Below are 18,003 nucleotides of genomic sequence, written 5' to 3'. Positions count from 1 at the left end.
AAATATGATATGGACAATCTCTTTTAGAAATTTTGTTAAACATTGGAAAATAGGATTATTGGCAATTCTTGGAACGATGGTGGCCACCATGCTCTTAGTCGGTGGCCTTTCTTTGAATGACTCGGTCAGTAGCTATTTGGAAGAGAAGATAAACAAGAACTTCGGTGAGGTTGATTTCATACTGAAAGACAAGGCGGATACGATCTTCTTGCCTAAGGCTCTCGATTTGGAGCGAGTTACTGAATTTCTCAAGAATTATCCCGAGATCAAGAAATTTGTAGCTGTTAAACTTGCCTCGGTAACCGCAAAGATAAACGGTAAATATGTTGATTTATTTGCGATAGCAACAACGGATGAGCTTGAAAAATTCATTGGCAAGAGGATAGATGGAATTACAATCAGTTCTGACACAGCGAAGAGTTTTGGAATTGATGTTGGCGAAGAGATAGAGATAATAACTGCAAAGACAACGTTCAAAGTGAAGATTCAAGCACTCGGCACAGGATTACTGAATTTCCGCGGTGAGACAGCGTCTGCAAACGGTACTATCTTCCTTCCGGAAAGTATGTTCGAAGAATACGGTGTTTACCCGCTTAAAGAGGCGAACGCTATTTTTATAGCATCTAATTTGCCTGTTGAGAAACACGCAGAATTTGCACAAAAACTGGCAAAAGAAGGTAGTGTGCGCGTAGTAGCAGGCAAATACAGACTTTTTACTTCACCGCTGAATAAGATAATAGGTTACTTGTTTATTGGTTTTTCCGGATTCACCGTTATATCAAGCTTCCTATTCGTTTCTTCCTTCTTCGGTATCATCGTTGAGGAACGAAAGCGCACGCTTGGTGTTCTCAGAGCTCTCGGATACAACTCTTTACAGATGTTCTCCGTACTTTTCATAGAAGGATTTATGTATTTAATCTCGTCTGAAATAGTAGGTGCTGGCGCCGGGATATTCTTCGGCAGGTATCTGCTTTATAAGATAAACAGCTTCAGACGTGAAGACGACTTATTCGCATTTGTGCAAGATAGGATACCGTTCGATATAAGTTTCAGGAGTATAATCATCGGGATAATTATCGCTATGATAGTGCCGGTGATTATCCTTATCTACAGGAGTTTGGACTTTGCAAGGACGTCTGCATCGGTCTTGTACACTGGAAGAAGTCAGGAAGATGTGAGTTCGAAGTTACAGAAAGGAAAGAGAATAACATTCAAGACAGTTTTATTCATAATTGGGATACTGATTATACTCGGATTGACATCAAGGATATCTTATTCTTATGCACTGCTTGTTATTCTCGCTCTATTACCTTTGTTGCTGAGAAAATCGGTGACGAATCTTGTTGTGTTCGTCTATGGCGTTTCTATACTTGCAGGCGTTTATCCACTGCTGGGTACAGGTGGTGCACGAGAACTGCTTTTGAGAGCCGGGTTGATCCTTGCTGGAAGTATTTATTCTATCTTTGCGTTCATACCATATATTAAAGGATTGTTTGAGAGCATGAAAAGTGTACCCGTTGTCCTTGCTTTATCCTACATCGACAGGCACAAAATGAGGAATTTTACGATGTTTGTCATATATTCCGTCACACTTATACTCATTCTGATCAGCGCAATTGTTCCAACAAGCATTTCAGAATACATCGCTTCGAAAAAGGAAGAAGGAGCTTTTGGTTACAACTTCATAATAATCGAAAATCCGATAAAGACATTCTTTGGGTCTTATAAATATCTCAACGATGCATCTTTCACGGCTTATTTTGAGAATCTTGTTCCTGTACAGCTTGTTGAGGCATCGTTCTTAGACAAGAAAGAGAAATACACGTTTATAGTCTCAGACGAGCGGGTTTTTGCAAACCTTGTTTTACCAAACGAGAAGTTGATGGCAAAGCTTAGAAAAGAAAGTGCACAAAACATTCCAGATAAATCGTTGTACCTTTCTGATAAGATAGTCAAAGAGTCGGGAAAAGAAGTAACGATGGTTCTTAAGGGTGTACTACCAGGTATTTCGCCAAAAACTGTAGAAACGTTGTTCATTAGAGATGTATACGATCCGACAGAAGCTTTGTTGCCCATGGATGGCGTACTCATATGGCGCAACAAGAAATTTTTTGGAGCTATAAACGGATATGTTGGCGTTGTGAGGGATCCGAAGAAAGCCTTGGAAGCACAAGAATTTGTTACGAGAAAACTCGATGGGGCGTTCTACATAACCGGCGAAATAGAAAAGATTTACGCGTCGATAAACAACCTTGTTAACCTTTCACTCCAACTCTTCCAGCTCGGATTTGTGGCGGGATTTGCAGGCTTGGCGATAATAACCTTCAGGAACGTGTATGCGAGAAAAAAAGAAATTGGTATGCTTAAAGCGGTTGGAGCAGAAGGTAGCGTGGTCTACAGGATGTTCATTTACGAAGCACTGGCGATAGTATCTATGGCAACAGTCGTTGCGATATTGGCAAGCGTGTTTGTGGTAAGAGATTTCTCCGCATTCATTGAACCACTGCTCCAGTCTTTCAAAATCGTAGTTCCTGTTTGGAAAGTACTCGCAACGCTTTTGGGTGTTTTTGCTATAACAACGATATTCGTATCGATACCGGCAAATGTCTCGCAGAAAATTCCACCTTCAGAAGCACTACGAGTTTTCGATTAATCACCAGAAGAAATTAAGACAGGAACTCTTTTAAAATTGTTCGGAAGGGCAGATTTTATCTGCCCTTTTTATTTTTTTAACTAAGGATATTGACAAGTGTTAACTGTAATAGTACAATATTACAGTAGATAAAGGATACAGCCCTTTCGACTTGAATACGAAGAAGAGGAGAGGTATGGATGTGGTTTGCTATTGATTTTCATTCACACGTTCCAGTTTATGTCCAGATAAAAGACAATATCAAAAAGCTAATAGTGAGCGGGAAGTTTAAAGAGAACGATTTTCTGCCTTCGATAAGAGTTCTCTCAAAAGATATAGGTGTTAATGTGAACACCGTAGCGCGTGCGTACAGAGAGCTTGAAGCAGAAGGGATTATAAAGCCGGAACGAGGTGAAGGATACATCGTCGTTGGGGTGCACAGCGAGAAATTGAAATCGGAAAAACTAAGAGAACTTGAGAATATGCTCCACAAATGCAAAGATATTGGAATCACAAGGAAAGAGATAATTGATATTCTCAATACTGTGTACGAAGTTTCTATGGAAAGTAAGGAAGGTGGAGAGGATGGAGAAGTTAGAAAGTAAGAATGTCTTGGAGATCAAGAATTTGAAAAAGTATTATGGAAACATTCATGCAGTTGATGGTATATCTTTTGAGGTTGAAAAAGGCGAGATATTCGCACTGCTTGGTCCAAACGGTGCAGGTAAGACCACGACAATCAAGTGTATTCTTGGACTTAGAAGAAAGGACGAGGGGACTATAAACTTGCGAGGCAGCGTTGCATACGTTCCTGAGGGTAAAGAGCTCTATGGAAGCTATACAGTCAAGAAGATGATAGAAGTCACCGCAGATGTGACAGATGAGTTCGACAAAGAGAAATGCTGTGCATATATCGATAAATTCCAAATTCCGCTCAACGAGAAGGTGTCAAACTTGTCGAACGGACAGACAACTCAGCTGTACCTTGCGTTAGTTCTTTCACAGAGAGCAGAGCTTTATATCTTCGATGAACCAACCTGGGGGCTCGACCCGATAGTGAGAAATCAGGTACTCGACATGATAAGGGAAATTCCTATTGCAGGGGCAAGCGTGCTTTACACAAGTCACATACTTGGTGAGGTTGAAAAAGTCGCTGATAAAGTTGCGATTATGAACAGAGGAAAGATCCTCGAAGTTGGGTATCTCGACGATATAAAGGAAAGATACTGTGCTATAAGCGTACCTTCAAGTACAGAATTCCAAGGCATCAGTGGATATAGATACAAATCTACTGAGAGTGAAGATATTTATATAGTTAATAAAGAATACGCTCTGGCGAATAATTTCGAATGTTCACCAGTAACTTTTGAGGCAATTTTTGAGGCTCTAGTGCTTAACGATATTAATTTGAGTAAAGAGTAGAGAGCGCAGAATAAGTAAGGTGGTGTTTGGCTATGATTAAAGGGATTAGGAAAGAATTCAACGATATGAAAGTAAGGTTCTTCGGTACTCTTATAGTTATACTCGGACTTTTCTTCATACTTGCACCTTTCCAAAAATTCACGGTTTCGATGCTTGAAGGATATATGGGCAATCCGCAGGTCGAAAAATTCCTGCCGGGTTCTATGATTGAAAGGCTAAAAGAATGGAATTTCTACATCAACACCCAATGGTACGGAAAGAATTTTGGTCAGATCATTCCGATTATAGGCATACTGATGGCATTTCCGCTCTTTGCTCGTGAATACGAAAACGGAACGATCGCTTTCCTTTTGGTGAGAAGGAGTAGAAAGGAGATTTACTCAACAAAGGTGTTTATGGGATTAGTGGGTACAGTCTTGCTTGTATTGATAGGAGGGATTCTTCCTGCCATCTTTTCATCAATTGCACAAAAGTCTTACGAATACTCAGTAGTTCCAAAGTTTCTAATTCATAACATCTTCGGCGCGTTGATATGGTATACTTTAAGTGTGATTTTTTCCGTACTTTTCAATGACCAAGTTAAACCGTTACTCTCTTCGCTCGGGCTTCTTGCTTTGACGACGACAGCTGGTTTGATAAAGTCGTTGAAATTCCTTAATACGTTCAGCTACACTCTTGGAATGAGCATTTTCAACCACGACAAAGTTGATATAAAGTACACGATAGGAATAGTTATCTTGAGTGCAGTGTTCATTTTCTTCGGATATCTTATATTCGATAAGAAGGAAATTTGAAAAGGGAGGCGTAGAAAATGATGGTTGTAACGACAGATTTTGTGCCCGGCTATGAGATTGTTGAGACCTTGGGAATAGTTACAGGAAGCATAGTCAATTCAAAACACGTTGGGAAAGATATAGCCGCAGCATTTAAAACACTTGCGGGTGGGGAAATAAAGAGCTATACTGACTTGTTAATAGAGAGCAGAAATATTGCGCTTAAAAGGATGATAAGTGAGGCTGAAAGGCTCGGGGCGGATGCCGTAATCGGCCTGAGGTTCGGTTCTTCGTCGGTGATGCAGAGCGCTGCCGAGATTTTGGCTTACGGTACTGCGGTGAAGTTGAGGAAGAAAGAGTGAGAATTGAGAATATCAATTTCTAAATAAGAAAAGAGGCGGTTGAAAATACCGCCTCTTGACATTTTATCGTGTTTCTTTTGTGCTGTATGTACCACTTTGCTTTACATCCCCTCTTCTCACAAACTGCAGCGTTATTGTTGCCAATACAAAGAATGTTATAGTGAACGCAATCAAGGTATTGTAACCGACTTTGTCTATGAAGAAACCCGCAAGCGGCGGCGCTATTATATTCGCAGCCATTGAGAAGAAATAGTAAAGCCCGGTGTATCCGCCAACTTTTTCTTCTACTGTCATATCAACAATCGTGGGCAATGAATTCACGTTAACCATAGCCCAGCCGAAACCACCGAGCGCAAAGAGGACGAAAAAGACCTTGGTGAGCATTCCTGGATCTCTTATAACTAACGATGAAGCAAAAACACCGACGAGTATAGCAAGAACAACAATTAAGCCTATCGTCATCGTCTTCTTCCTGCCAATCTTTGAGCCTATGAACCCAGCTGGAATTGCAAAGAGCATAAACGTTAGCGAGAAGAACCCGAGCACGAGAGCGCCCGTGCTTTCTTTTATGCCCATTTGGAATTTCGCATAGCTTGTAAAGAAAGTTTCCAATCCATTGTAGCCGATGAACCAGAGCAGAATCGATAAGAGCATCATTAAAAGACTCTTTTCTTTCGATTTGAAAACGTCTTTCAAATTCTCAGATAATTCAATCATCGTCTTTTTGTAAACGTTCTCGAATTTTATCTTCTCACCCGTTTTGATTCTGTATTTTTCATCTTCTTTTATGAATAGCACAACAAACATCTGCGAAAAGACCATGACGATAGCACCAACGTAGAACGGGAGTGCGTAGTTTTTGTCATAAAGAGGTTTTCCTGCGAAAAATGCAAGTAATGCGCCAATTCCGCCCATGAAGTTTATAACTCCGTTCGCTTGGCTTCTGTACTCAGATGGGGTTATGTCTGGCATGAGTGCTATGACGGGAGATCTGAACAGTGCCATGAAGAAGTTCATGAAAATGATGTTGAGCATCATCAACCACAGCAGTTGCCAGGACCTCGTCAAAGGTATGAGCGAAAATGTGATTGCTGCAAGCGGAGCACCAACGAAGATGTATGGCATGCGCCTTCCGAGTCTTGTTCTCGTCTGGTCGCTGAGTACACCCAAGAGTGGCAACATGACGATCGCAAAGATATTGTCGATAGTCATAATAAAGCCTATAACCGTCGATGATAAGTTGAAATCCTTGAGAAATATCGGTACGTACGAGTTGTACAGCGGCCAGAGCAGGCTGATACCGAAAAACCCAAAACCTAATAACAATAACCTTTTAAATGAGAATTTCACTTGCCTCCCCCCTATCTTTAAAAAAATGAAATCACCGAACTAAATCTATTATACAATACGTTTTGTTAATTCTGTTATAAGCAAGTACCGATATTTAAGAAATCTTACAATTTGAAAACTTCCGGCATCTAAGTTATAATCATTTTGTGGTATGCAAAAATATTAGAAATAGAAGGAGTGAGCTATATGTCTTTCGATGCAATTGTAATCGGTGGTGGACCGGGCGGTTATGTCTGTGCGATAAAGCTCGCACAGTATGGTAAAAAAGTGGCACTCATCGAGAAGGAAAATCTCGGCGGAACTTGTACAAACTGGGGCTGTATTCCTACAAAGGCTCTTTTGACAGCAACACATTTACTCGATGAATCGAAAGAGAAAGCAAGTAAGTTGGGGCTAAAGATTAACGTTGAAGGATTCGACCTTTCACAAATTATGGCACATGCGAATAAGAGCATCACACTGTCGAGAAAGGGTATCGAGTTTTTGATGAAGAAAAATAGCATCACTGTTGTAAAGGGTACTGCTGAGGTTGTAAATAAGAACAAGGTAAGGATTAAGGAAACCGGCGAAGAGATAGAGGGAGAAAATCTCGTCCTTGCACACGGTTCTATGCCAACGATATTCCCACCATTCAGTGATGTTGAGGGGATATGGACAAGCAACGATGTGTTCTTGATGAAGGAACTCCCAAATTCACTGTTGATAGTCGGTGGTGGCGTTATCGGTGTCGAGTTTGCAACGTTCTTTAGCTCATTGGAAGTCAAAGTTAAAATAGTTGAATTGGCAGACCATATCCTACCTTACGAAGATGACGACGTAGCAGACGAGATTAAGAAGTCGTTCGCAAGAAGAGGCGTTGAGATTAAAGAAAAGTCGAAAGTGACAAGCGTGAGGAAGGTAGACAACGGTTACGAAGTAACTATTGTTGATAGCGAGGGTAAGGAAGAAATTTCCACCGTCGACAGAGTCCTCGTTGCAATTGGCAGAAGGCCAAATATCCCGGAAGATGTGAAGAACCTCGGGGTTGAAATCGAGAGGGGAGTTAAAACTGACTTAGCCATGAGAACTAACATAGATGGTGTTTATGCGATAGGTGACATTCGCGGACAAGTTATGCTCGCACACGTCGCAATGTACGAAGGTGTTGTTGCTGCAAAAAATATCGCTGGAATTGAAGCAGAGATGGATTATTCGGCGATTCCATCGATTATCTTCACGAATCCGGAAATTGCCTCGACGGGTTTAAGAGAGAAAGATGTTGACAAAGATAAGGTAAAGGTGTACAAATTCCCGCTCTCAGCGAACGGAAGGGCAAGAACTATGCTTGAAAATATAGGATTTGTAAAAGTGATTGCAGATAAAGACGATGAAACAGTACTGGGCATGTCCATCGTTTCGCCTGTTGCAACTGAACTCATCATGGAAGGCGTAATAGCAGTGAGAAATAAATTGAAAGCACACCAGCTGGAAGAGTCGATCCACCCGCATCCAACGCTGAGTGAGACACTCTTGGGCGCACTTGAAGGCGTAACAGACAAACCGATACATATGTGATTGAGAATGAATAAAGGGGCGTTCGCCCCTTTTTATTTTTTGTTCTTCAGTTCCTCTTTCACTTTAAAAAGTTCATCTCTGATTTTAGCCGCGTCTTCGTATCTGAGTTCCGATGCTGCCTTGTACATCTCTTCTTCTAAGAGTGCAGCGTAGTCTTCCAAGGAAAGCGATTCTCTGAGTCTGAAAACGCTGTCTTCGTAAACTTTGTAGTACTCTTCTTCTTTGTCTTTGAACGGCGCAAAGATGTCTTCCATCATCGGTTTTATTATGGTCTGCGGTTTTATGCCGTATTTTTCGTTGTACTCCATCTGGATCTTTCTTCGCCTGTTCGTCTCGTCTATAGCTTTTTGCATTGCCTGTGTGATTCTGTCTGCGTACATCAGAACCTTTCCATTTTCATTTCTAGCGGTCCTACCTATTATCTGTATCAGTGTAGTTTCGCTTCGCAAGAAGCCTTCTGTATCAGCATCAAGTATCGCCACGAGTGAAACTTCCGGCAGGTCCAAACCTTCCCTGAGCAAATTAACACCCACTACAACGTCGATTTCACCTGAACGCAACTTCTTAAGAACCTCAACGCGTTTTATCGCATCGAGCTCTGAATGCAAATAGAGAGCGCGTATGTTGAATTCAACAAGGTACTCTGCAAGCATCTCCGCGGTCTTTTTCGTAAGCACCGTTACGAGCGCCCTCTCTCCACGCTTCTTGACTTCTACTATTTCTTTCACAAGGTCGTCGACTTGATATCTTGTTGGTCTCACTTCAACGAGAGGATCTATCAATCCGGTTGGGCGTATTATCTGCTCCACAACCTGTTCTGAGACTTCCATTTCAAATGGTCCCGGCGTTGCGGATACGAATATCACCTGGTTGACTTTGCTCAGAAACTCTTCGAATTTCAAAGGCCTGTTGTCGTATGCGCAAGGGAGTCTGAACCCGTAGTCAACTAAGCTCTTCTTTCGTGACATCTCCCCGTGATACATCGCTCTGAGCTGTGGTATCGTTATGTGTGATTCATCGATTATTACAAGATAGTCTTCATCGTAGTAATCGAGTAGCGAATACGGTGGCTCGCCAGGTTTTCTTCCGTCAAAGTGTCTCGAATAGTTCTCTATACCCGTGCAGTACCCAAGTGTGGAGAGGAGCTCTATGTCGTTCATCGTTCTTTGATAGAGCCTCTGAGCTTCAAGTTCTTTTCCTTGCCTTCTTAACTCTGCAATGCGTTCTTGGAGCTCTTCTTCTATGTTCTTCACAGCAACGGCAATCTTCTCTTCGGTCGTCACGTATTCTTTTGTTGGATATATCGTTATTCTGTCGAGGCGTTCGAGCACTTCCCTGTTCAACCTATCGAATGTATAAATCCTGTCGACTTCGTCGCCAAAAAGTTCAATGTGTATGCCTTCGTCCTGATAAGTTGGGAAGATTTCGAGCGTATCGCCCCTGATTCTGAAGCTCCCCGTAAGTCCGACGTCTTCTTTACGCTCGTACCCTATCCTTACAAGGTGTTTGAGCAGTTCGTTGAGGTTAACGCGCTCACCTACGGAAAGCTTTACGTTGAGCTTGTTGAAATCGCGCGGGTCACCGCAGGCATAGATTGCGGAGACGCTCGCTACAACGACTACGTCCCTTCTCGTCATTATTGATTTAATCGCGCTCATTCTCATCCTTGCAATAACGTCATTTATATCTGCGCTCTTTTCGATGTACAAATCTTTCGTTGGTACATACGCTTCTGGTTGGTAGTAGTCGTAATAGCTTATGAAGAATTCTACTTTGTTGTTTGGGAAAAACGATTTGAACTCTGTGTAGAGCTGCGCTGCGAGTGTCTTGTTTGGCGAAATAACAAGGACGGGTCGTTCTATCTCCTTTATCACATTCGCCATTGTAAATGTTTTACCGCTTCCAGTCACGCCTATGAGCGTTTGGAATCTGTGACCTCTTCGTAAGCCTTCAACAAGCTTCTCTATCGCTTGAGGCTGGTCACCGGAAGGTTTGTAATCGCTCACTAATTCGTATAACATACTTCCACCTTCTTTGGTTTCGATTAATTCAGGCAATTATTCAGTGGGAGTGACGAAGAGAGTTTTGAAGTTCGAGTACAGCACGAGTCCGGGTTTAAAGCCTCTTGGTTTTTTTACGTACTTCACCTGCGTGTAATCGACAGGTACTTTGGTCGAGTATTTGCCTTTGCTGTAGTATGCGGCCAGTTTTGCGGCGTACTGCAGTGTTTCATCATCAATGGGCTTTCCATTAGTCTTTACAACTACGTGAGCACCGGGCATGCCTTGGACGTGTAGCCACAAATCGTGTTCGCTCGCCTTCCTAACGAGTTCATCGTTCTGTCTGTTGTTTCTGCCGACAAATATCGTAAATCCATTGAATGTATACCTTCTTGGTTCTGAATGCGTCACAACCTTTGTATTTTTCTTGCCTTTGTGCTTCTTTATCAATTCACCTTCAACCATTTCTTCCTCGATATCGAGCAAATCGTCAAGTGTCTCAGCGTTCTCTATCGTATTTTGAAGCTGTCTCAAATACGAAAGCTCACGCTCGAGTATTTCCTTTCTCTCGCTGAGTCCTTCGAGTTTCTTTTTCAGCTTGTTGTACATCTTGAAGTATTTTACGCTGTTTTCTATCGCTGAAAGGTGTTTTTCAAGCGGTATTCTAACTTCTTCGTTCGTCTCCCAATCGGTGAGAGTAACTTCTTCAAGCCCGTGTCCTATTTGATAGCTGTACGCTTTGAGCAGCTCGCCGAATTTTCTGTATTTTTCAGCATTCTTACACTCTTCGACTTCCTTCTCGATGCTATCTATTAACTTTTCGTATGCTTCAATTTTGCTATTCACTATACTCAGCAGCTGGTTCTTTTTTTGAGTCAATTTATCTTTCTTCTCAACGAATTCAAAATATTCGTTTACACACTCAACGGGATTCTCGCATCTTTTGAAATCTGTGTACTTGTGCAATCTGAAAACGGATATATCGATTGGCATGTCGTTTTCGTAATACACATACAGCTGGTTTTCGCTGAGCTCCCGTCTAATCGAGGCTATGGCTTCAAGGAGTGCATTTAAATGCTCGTCGCTTATCTGACTTAGCGCCATATCATCCAAATCTGCTCTGAAAAGCAGCTCCTCAGCTGTAAGTCTCGAAAAGCCTTGGATGGTAGAATAGATAAACTCAGAAATTGCCTTCTGTTTCGGAAAATGCTCTAACGCAACGCTAAGGCTATCAGCAGTTACCTCTTCTATATTCATCTTATTGGACGCAAAGAGGACAAACTTCTCACCAGGGTTGATATTTCTAAATCGCGTCTCAATTCTTTTGTATGCGTCTAATATAACACCGTTCTCCACTAAGATAACATTTGAATGTTTCCCCATGATGTCTATGTAGAGCTTATATTCGTGCTTCTGACCTATTTCGTCAGTCTTCTTTAATTCAAGAACAACCGTTCGGTCATATCCGATTGATGAGAATTTGGAAACTTTTGCTCCTCTGATTCTGCTTCGCAAGAAGTCTACAAATGTCTGTTTTTCGGGTTCTTTTACTATATGTTCTGTGAAAGAGATGTGTGCAAAATTCGGATTCAACGAAATCTTCAAATCACCAGCGTCAAATGAAAAGTAGAGAACTTTGTCTTCTAAATATATGTTTCTTAAGTTCAGTCCGTTTATGTGTTCTTCAATCTTTCCAGCGGTGATTCTCATGACAAAGCCGTCAAATGCCATCGAAGTACTCCTCTCTTAGAGTTAACTTGTGCATCAGTACCCGCTTTTCGGGTCTATGATATTCTTTGGAAGACCACCTGAGAGAATAAGCCGGATGTTTTCTACCGTCTCATCTATCCTTCCAACTTGCCCTTCTATTGTAAATCCTCCTACATGCGGTGATATAACCACGTTTTTAAATCTGTGGATTGGGTAGTGAGATGGGAGTTGAACAGTGTGAACAGCATCTGGGTAGAGATACCATGTATCTATGCCAGCACCTGCCAAAATTCCATTCTTCAAGCCGTAATACAGAGCGTGTTCGTCTATAATTTGTCCTCTGCCTACATTTATTAAGAATTTTCCATGCATCATTTCAATACGTTCTTTGTTTATCAGTCCATAGGTTTCCTTCGTCAGCGGTAGGGCAACGAATATGATCTTTCCAAAGCTAATAGCTTCATCGAGGTTGTTCGTCACATAATGCACATTCTCAACGGGCTCAACCGTTTTCTTGTACCCCATAATCTGGCAGTCAAAGCCGGACAACAGCTTTGCAATGTTCCTTCCAATAGCTCCAAGCCCGAGAATTGAAACTTTCTTGCCTTGGAGCGAAAACCAAAAATCTTCAGGATGAGAACCGGCCTCGTATCCGTGCCAAACACCTTCAGCCAGGTCGTTGTGAAACTCAACAATCCTTCCGAGCAATGCAAGTGCAAGTGCAACAGCCCTTTCAGCCACTATCTTCCCGTTTCCGTGGTTATTCGCTACGATTATACCTCGATCGTTCAATAGCTCCAGCGGAAGCCCGTTGACACCAGCCCATGGAACGAGGACAAATCTGAGATTCTTCGCTTTTTCGACTTGTTCTCTTGAAAGTGAACCGGTTACTATCACATGAGCATCCTCGATGTGTTTCTCAGCTTCTTCCCTATCTTTTGGGATGACAAATTCGTCGTTTGGAAATTCAGATTTGAGGTCCATCACCCGCTCTTTGAAGTAATCAAGCATTTTGGTAAGAAATAGTATTTTCATATGCTTCCCCCTTGCACGAAGTTGTTATCTGTTCTTTGATTATTATACCATAGTATACGAGTAGTATACGTACATTAGCATGTTAAAAATGGTCCCTGCGTTTTTGCGAGGGACCTCGATTTTTCTAATTAAGTATAAGTTCTTTACTGAATTGTGTGTTAAAAGGTGGTTTAGAACTTAGAAGAACGTTGAAAGTGTAAGGTAAATTATCGCACTTACTCCTGCTGCGAATGGGACGGTGATGAACCAAGATATGATAATTTCTTTAAGAACACCGAAGTTAACGACTTCTATACCTCTTGCAAGTCCAACGCCCGTAACAGCACCGACGACGGTGTGTGTAGTACTGATTGGGAAGCCGAATATTGATGAGAGAAGCACTGTTGTCGCTGTACCGTAGTCAACAGAGAATCCTCTTGTATTGTTGAGTTCGGTTATATTATGCCCTATCGTCTCCATGACTTTGTATCCGTAAAGAAGCACGCCAAGAGCTATACCGAGCCCACCAATGAAGAGTATGTATTTTGGTATCTCGACGCTTTGGATGTTTGTAATTTCCGCTTTCTCGAGCATGAATATGAGGGCGATTGGACCAACCGCGTTAGCAACGTCGTTTGCACCGTGAGAGAAACAGACGTACGCAGATGTCATGACTTGAACCTTCTTGAAGATATTCTCGACGGCATCGTATTCATCGGATGAGTTTTTCTTGATATAGCGCCTTATCAAGACAAGAGAAACTGCGAACGAGAGAACAAATAAAATTGTCGAATAAACGAACGCAACTGAGTATGTTTGTTTCAGGGTCTTTATTATGAACAGTAAGGAAATGAAGAAGAAGGTAAATCCAATCATAATCGGGGCAACAGTTTTTGCGGCTTCCAGTGGACTTTTCCTGTGTAATATGCTCACAACTATGATTTTGAATACGAGATAGGCAAGAATTCCACCAACAACAGGGGATATGAACCAAGAGAGGACGATTTTAAGGAGCTTTGACCAGTAAACAACTTTCATTCCACCACTTGCCAAACCGAAACCGATCATACCACCGATTATCGAATGTGTCGTCGAAACGGGCATACCGTAAACGGTTGCGAACATAACCCAGATACCAGCAGCAAATAGAGCTGATATAGCACCGTATATAACGAGCTTTGGGTCTTGAAGGTGATCAATTGCGACTATGCCGCTTGCTATTGTCTTCGTAACAGCCGCACCGAACATAACAGCGCCGAGGAACTCAAGGAAGGAAGCCATGAACGCAGCTTGCTTGGGCGTTATAGCCTTTGCGCCAACAGCAGTTGCCATACCATTAGCGACATCGTTCGCACCTATTGCGAAAGCCATAAACATCCCAACGAGAATCGCAATGAATGTTATCATTTTGCTTTACCTCCTATGGGTTTTTATATGTTTATATACCTAATCGTTTGAGGGGGCAAAGTGATTTTTTCACATTTCAGAAACTTTCATCAAGATGTTCATGAAGATAATCAAGAGTGTCAAGAATGCGTTATCATCCTTATCCTTTCGACAGCATTCTTAGCCCTATCTTCTATTCTCATGAGTAGTATGACGACGCTATTCAAGAACATTATGTCCACCGCATTCATTTCGTTCTTCTTTGCAAAGAGTTTCTTGCCAATCAATAAACCAAGCTCATCAGACGAATGTTCTTCGCTTTCAACGACTGCAACACTTTCATCCTCAAGCTTTATTTCCTTTTGCGAAAATGCAGATTCAACTATAGTCCTGAGCCTTTTAACGGTTTCAGACATGTGCTCAACACTCTTGTCAACCACATCTGCGAGCCTTAAAATATCATTTTTTATTTCTTCTGAAACGTTTTCAACCCGATTCATCGTAAGCATCTTCACAATATCGTCCGTCAAATCTATGATTGTATCAACATTGTGAAGAATATCTAAGAAATCCGATTTGTTAAAATAAGTCCACTTGAGCTTTCCGTATATTTCCCGAACCTGAACCTTGATATGATCAGCTTTATCCTCTAACTCATCTATTCTTTTTGATTCTTCATCTACAGTCTGAAAATCGAGATATTTACCCAACGCATCTTTCATTATCTGAGAAGCTTGAGAGCACAACACAGCGTGTTCACTAAGCATTTCTAAAGGTGACTGATAGGGTATCAGCTTTTTGAATATATTTGCCATTCGAACACCCCTTTCCAAGTCTTTTTCGCTTTCTTTCGAAAACCTCGTAAATTATAGCATAGAATGAAAAAAATACAATATTGGTGGTTATTCTTTTATAAAGTCAATTATTGACTTTACAATAATGCTCATCTGTTCTTCTTTTGTTATTTTAGCTTGTTTATCTCCTTTTTGGAAGCCGTAATATCCAAACTGAGAATGGTTTCCACCGTCAATCAGTACATACTTCGTAATGCTTGGATGCAATGGCTTTTTTTCCTTTATTTTCTGTGGTGTAGCAAGTCCGTCCTCTGACGCGTATATCGATAATACTTTCAAGTCCAGTTTCGAAACGTCTTTCGCTGGATAGGATGCCATCAGTATCAGCCCAGCAACATCATCTTTGTACTTGTACACAAATTCTGATGCAGCAACGCCACCTAAGGAATGCCCTGCCACGTACCATTTTATATCAGGGAATTTCATTATCACATCAGATGCGGCCTCTGTGTCAAATATGGCGAAGTTCATCGGAGCTTCGAGTACAACTGCAATTATACCTTTCTCAGCTAATCTGTACCCGATTGGCGTGTAAGCTCTATTTTCAACATGCCCACCAGGATAGATTATAACCCCTACCTCAGGTGCATCGGTCTTAGGGATAAAGTAAATATGTTTATCGACCAAGACATCAACCATATTTGATGATTTTAAATACTCGCTGACTTCTGGTAGTGCCTTCATAGGACTGTAAGCCCATGTTATGAACACAAACAATGGAATTGAAAGAAGTAAAATCAACCAACTTATTAAAGAACCGTATTTGTTCATCCTCTTCACCTCAATGCGATCTCTCGAAAAACGATTTCCTTTGGCTTGATTCTGTAATTTCCTATATTTTTACCTTCGAACAAAATCTCAACATTCTTCTCGTAATTGTCATTGTTGAGGACTACTAAAAACTTATTATTTTCATTCTCCAACAAGAACGGGAATGTCCCTATAACATCTTTTCGAGTGCCTGTTAGCTTTATTTTACTATAAAATCCGAGACTGTGTAAGATATACTCGAAGAATTTCAAATTTCCATTGAATTCGGTCGATATTACTGTTATGTTTCCCTTTCTCACTGCGCATGGCTTTTCAATCTGTGAAATACATGCAAGTTTCTCAGTTTCATTATCGGTAGGTTCAAATTTCAATTCTCTAGCCCAATATGTTCTGAATTCTTTAAAAATCCCCTTAGGAGAATATACCGACAGGAAGAACTTGTGAGAAGCATTATATTCTTCGCCGGGAGATATTTCAAGATTGTTGATCAAATATGTGCAAGGTGAACCGTCTGAAGAATACAGCGGGAGATCACCATAAAGGAGTACTTTGCCGCCTTTATTCACAAAGTCAACAATCTTTTTTTGAATTGAAAAAGACATGTATCTTGCTGCAGGGATGATTAAGAGTGCATCGCCTATGGGTTCTTTTTTCTCTAAGTCGATGAATCTGTACCTATAACCCATAATCAACAAAGATTTTAGGAAACTGTCCCAGAAGTTGTAACCTCTTCTGATTTCTATGTTCGGTCTTTTTTTGTTATGGAACGTGTACTCAGTTCTGTAATATTCGTCCAAGTATGCCACGTAAATGTCATCGTATACCAATTTAAAATTGCCGGCTGTCTGCTTCTCAATGTTTTTCAAAGGTTCGTTTGCTAATTTGATGTATTCGTATGGATAGTCTGGTGTGCCATCTGGAGATACAGGAGCGGCAAAGCCATGCAATTCTCCTGTGAACGCTATCCTACCATTTCCATCGAAAGGTTCTGTGTCAAGTTTCCAGTTCGTTCCTCCACTGAAAAGGTAATAATTCAGAAATCTGTTACCTTGAATATAGCACAAAGCTGCCTTTTGTATTGTAGAATTCGGGTCAATCCTCTGACCGAAGTTGTCGCCGTAGTCACCGCTGCCGCATTCAAACTCCATACTCCCGTATACCTTATCTGAGGTAGCATTCATCATCTCGTTTATGTTCCACAAGTCGTGGAAGTTGTGTAGAGAGTACTCGCCAAGATAAATGTCGGTCGATGGAAAAACATTAGACAGTGGGAATGTTTCTTTTAGTTGTGATATGCCGATAGGAAAAGTATGACCACGACCACCCGATGTTCCATGAATGTTTACGATGAAGTTAGTATCGATTCCAAGATTTTCGAAGATGCTCTTCAGTTTCTCCACGTAAATTGCATATTCCTGCCTAATGAAAATCGAATAATCTTCAACGAACTTTTCCGAATATTCTTGAGAAGGACTCCTAAGTAAAGAATAGACGTGATCATCCTTTTCAAGTTCAAAACCGTATCTAAGCTTGTCGTGGTACTTTTCTGTGAGCCAATCTATGAACCTATCGAGCGTGAAGTCCGAAAGGTCAGGTGAGTTGTTCACCCAGTGCAACATTCCTATCTCGTTGTCAAGCTGAATCGCTATTATATTGCCGCAATTTTGTATCAATCTTGGCTTGATGATTTTTGACAACTCGGCGTACCATCTCTCAACTTCAGAGATGAAGTCGGGATGATTGTAGACAAGAATCGCACTTTCAACCTTCTTTGAATTCCAGCTAACTGGTATTAAGTGAGGCTTCTCTTCGTATATCCAGTACGGTATACCTTCGTTTTTCAATTCCGCCATTACGAAAGGTCCTGGCCTCGCTATGAAATACATGCCGTAATTTGCCACGAGGTCTATGAATTTAGCTACATCGTAATTTCCAGAAAAGTCGAACGAACCTCTCTTTTGTTCGTGAACAAGCCAAGGAATGTAAGATGCAATTGTGTTGCAACCTGCGTCTTTTGCAAGCTCTATCCTCTTTTCCCACTCTTCTTGTGCTAAGCGGAAGTAATGAATCTCCGCCGATACGATAAGTTCCTCACCCAATATCCTCTGTTGCCTATTAATCATCTCCACACCTCTTTTCCAATTTTCTAATGATTTCTAATAAACTTCGCATTTG

Annotated in this window: 14 protein-coding genes; 6 read left to right on the top strand and 8 right to left on the bottom strand. The window is 41.3% G+C overall.

Annotated features, from left to right (window positions below):
- Positions 1-4 precede the first annotated feature (4 nt).
- The 5 genes from BUA11_RS00145 (at position 5) to BUA11_RS00125 (ending at position 5,189) form a co-directional block, all read left to right on the top strand.
- Positions 5-2,653, top strand: a complete 2,649-nt coding sequence (locus BUA11_RS00145; RefSeq protein ID WP_072757110.1) for an ABC transporter permease — start codon at positions 5-7, stop codon at positions 2,651-2,653.
- Between the two features lie 179 nt (positions 2,654-2,832).
- Positions 2,833-3,237 (top strand): GntR family transcriptional regulator, encoded by a 405-nt coding sequence (locus tag BUA11_RS00140; protein WP_072757108.1) that lies wholly within the window; start codon positions 2,833-2,835, stop codon positions 3,235-3,237.
- Positions 3,218-4,054, top strand: a complete 837-nt coding sequence (locus BUA11_RS00135; RefSeq protein ID WP_072757106.1) for an ABC transporter ATP-binding protein — start codon at positions 3,218-3,220, stop codon at positions 4,052-4,054. Before BUA11_RS00140 ends, BUA11_RS00135 begins: the two co-directional genes overlap by 20 nt.
- A gap of 32 nt (positions 4,055-4,086) precedes the next feature.
- Positions 4,087-4,848 carry an ABC transporter permease subunit gene (locus tag BUA11_RS00130; RefSeq protein ID WP_245789387.1) on the top strand — a complete coding sequence of 254 codons (762 nt, stop codon included), beginning with the start codon at positions 4,087-4,089 and terminating at the stop codon, positions 4,846-4,848.
- A gap of 17 nt (positions 4,849-4,865) precedes the next feature.
- Complete coding sequence (locus BUA11_RS00125; protein ID WP_072757104.1) at positions 4,866-5,189, top strand: YbjQ family protein; 324 nt, start codon at positions 4,866-4,868, stop codon at positions 5,187-5,189.
- 63 nt (positions 5,190-5,252) lie between these two features.
- On the opposite strand, the gene BUA11_RS00120 is transcribed toward BUA11_RS00125, so the two are convergent.
- Positions 5,253-6,539 (bottom strand): MFS transporter, encoded by a 1,287-nt coding sequence (locus BUA11_RS00120; RefSeq protein WP_072757102.1) that lies wholly within the window; start codon positions 6,537-6,539, stop codon positions 5,253-5,255.
- A 186-nt stretch (positions 6,540-6,725) separates the two neighbouring features.
- Between BUA11_RS00120 and lpdA the strand changes: the two genes are divergently transcribed.
- Complete coding sequence (gene lpdA, locus BUA11_RS00115; protein ID WP_072757100.1) at positions 6,726-8,093, top strand: dihydrolipoyl dehydrogenase; 1,368 nt, start codon at positions 6,726-6,728, stop codon at positions 8,091-8,093.
- 32 nt (positions 8,094-8,125) lie between these two features.
- On the opposite strand, the gene uvrB is transcribed toward lpdA, so the two are convergent.
- The 7 genes from uvrB to BUA11_RS00080 form a co-directional block, all read right to left on the bottom strand.
- Complete coding sequence (gene uvrB, locus BUA11_RS00110) at positions 8,126-10,114, bottom strand: excinuclease ABC subunit UvrB (protein ID WP_072757098.1); 1,989 nt, start codon at positions 10,112-10,114, stop codon at positions 8,126-8,128.
- Between the two features lie 36 nt (positions 10,115-10,150).
- Positions 10,151-11,824 carry an Rqc2 family fibronectin-binding protein gene (locus BUA11_RS00105; RefSeq protein ID WP_072757096.1) on the bottom strand — a complete coding sequence of 558 codons (1,674 nt, stop codon included), beginning with the start codon at positions 11,822-11,824 and terminating at the stop codon, positions 10,151-10,153.
- Between the two features lie 33 nt (positions 11,825-11,857).
- Entirely contained in the window at positions 11,858-12,838 is a 981-nt protein-coding gene (locus BUA11_RS00100; RefSeq protein ID WP_072757094.1) for a 2-hydroxyacid dehydrogenase, read from the bottom strand.
- 177 nt (positions 12,839-13,015) lie between these two features.
- Entirely contained in the window at positions 13,016-14,224 is a 1,209-nt protein-coding gene (locus tag BUA11_RS00095; protein WP_072757092.1) for an inorganic phosphate transporter, read from the bottom strand.
- Positions 14,225-14,343: 119 nt separating this feature from the next.
- Positions 14,344-15,018 (bottom strand): DUF47 domain-containing protein, encoded by a 675-nt coding sequence (locus BUA11_RS00090; RefSeq protein WP_072757090.1) that lies wholly within the window; start codon positions 15,016-15,018, stop codon positions 14,344-14,346.
- A gap of 87 nt (positions 15,019-15,105) precedes the next feature.
- Positions 15,106-15,828, bottom strand: a complete 723-nt coding sequence (locus BUA11_RS00085; RefSeq protein ID WP_072757088.1) for an alpha/beta hydrolase — start codon at positions 15,826-15,828, stop codon at positions 15,106-15,108.
- Between the two features lie 5 nt (positions 15,829-15,833).
- Positions 15,834-17,951, bottom strand: coding sequence for a beta-galactosidase (locus BUA11_RS00080; RefSeq protein ID WP_072757086.1), 2,118 nt, complete (start codon positions 17,949-17,951; stop codon positions 15,834-15,836).
- Positions 17,952-18,003: the final 52 nt, after the last annotated feature.

The organism is Fervidobacterium gondwanense DSM 13020 (genome assembly GCF_900143265.1).
Lineage (GTDB): Bacteria > Thermotogota > Thermotogae > Thermotogales > Fervidobacteriaceae > Fervidobacterium > Fervidobacterium gondwanense.
Note: the sequence above shows the minus strand (reverse complement) of the source record. Positions and strands in the feature narration are given on the sequence as shown.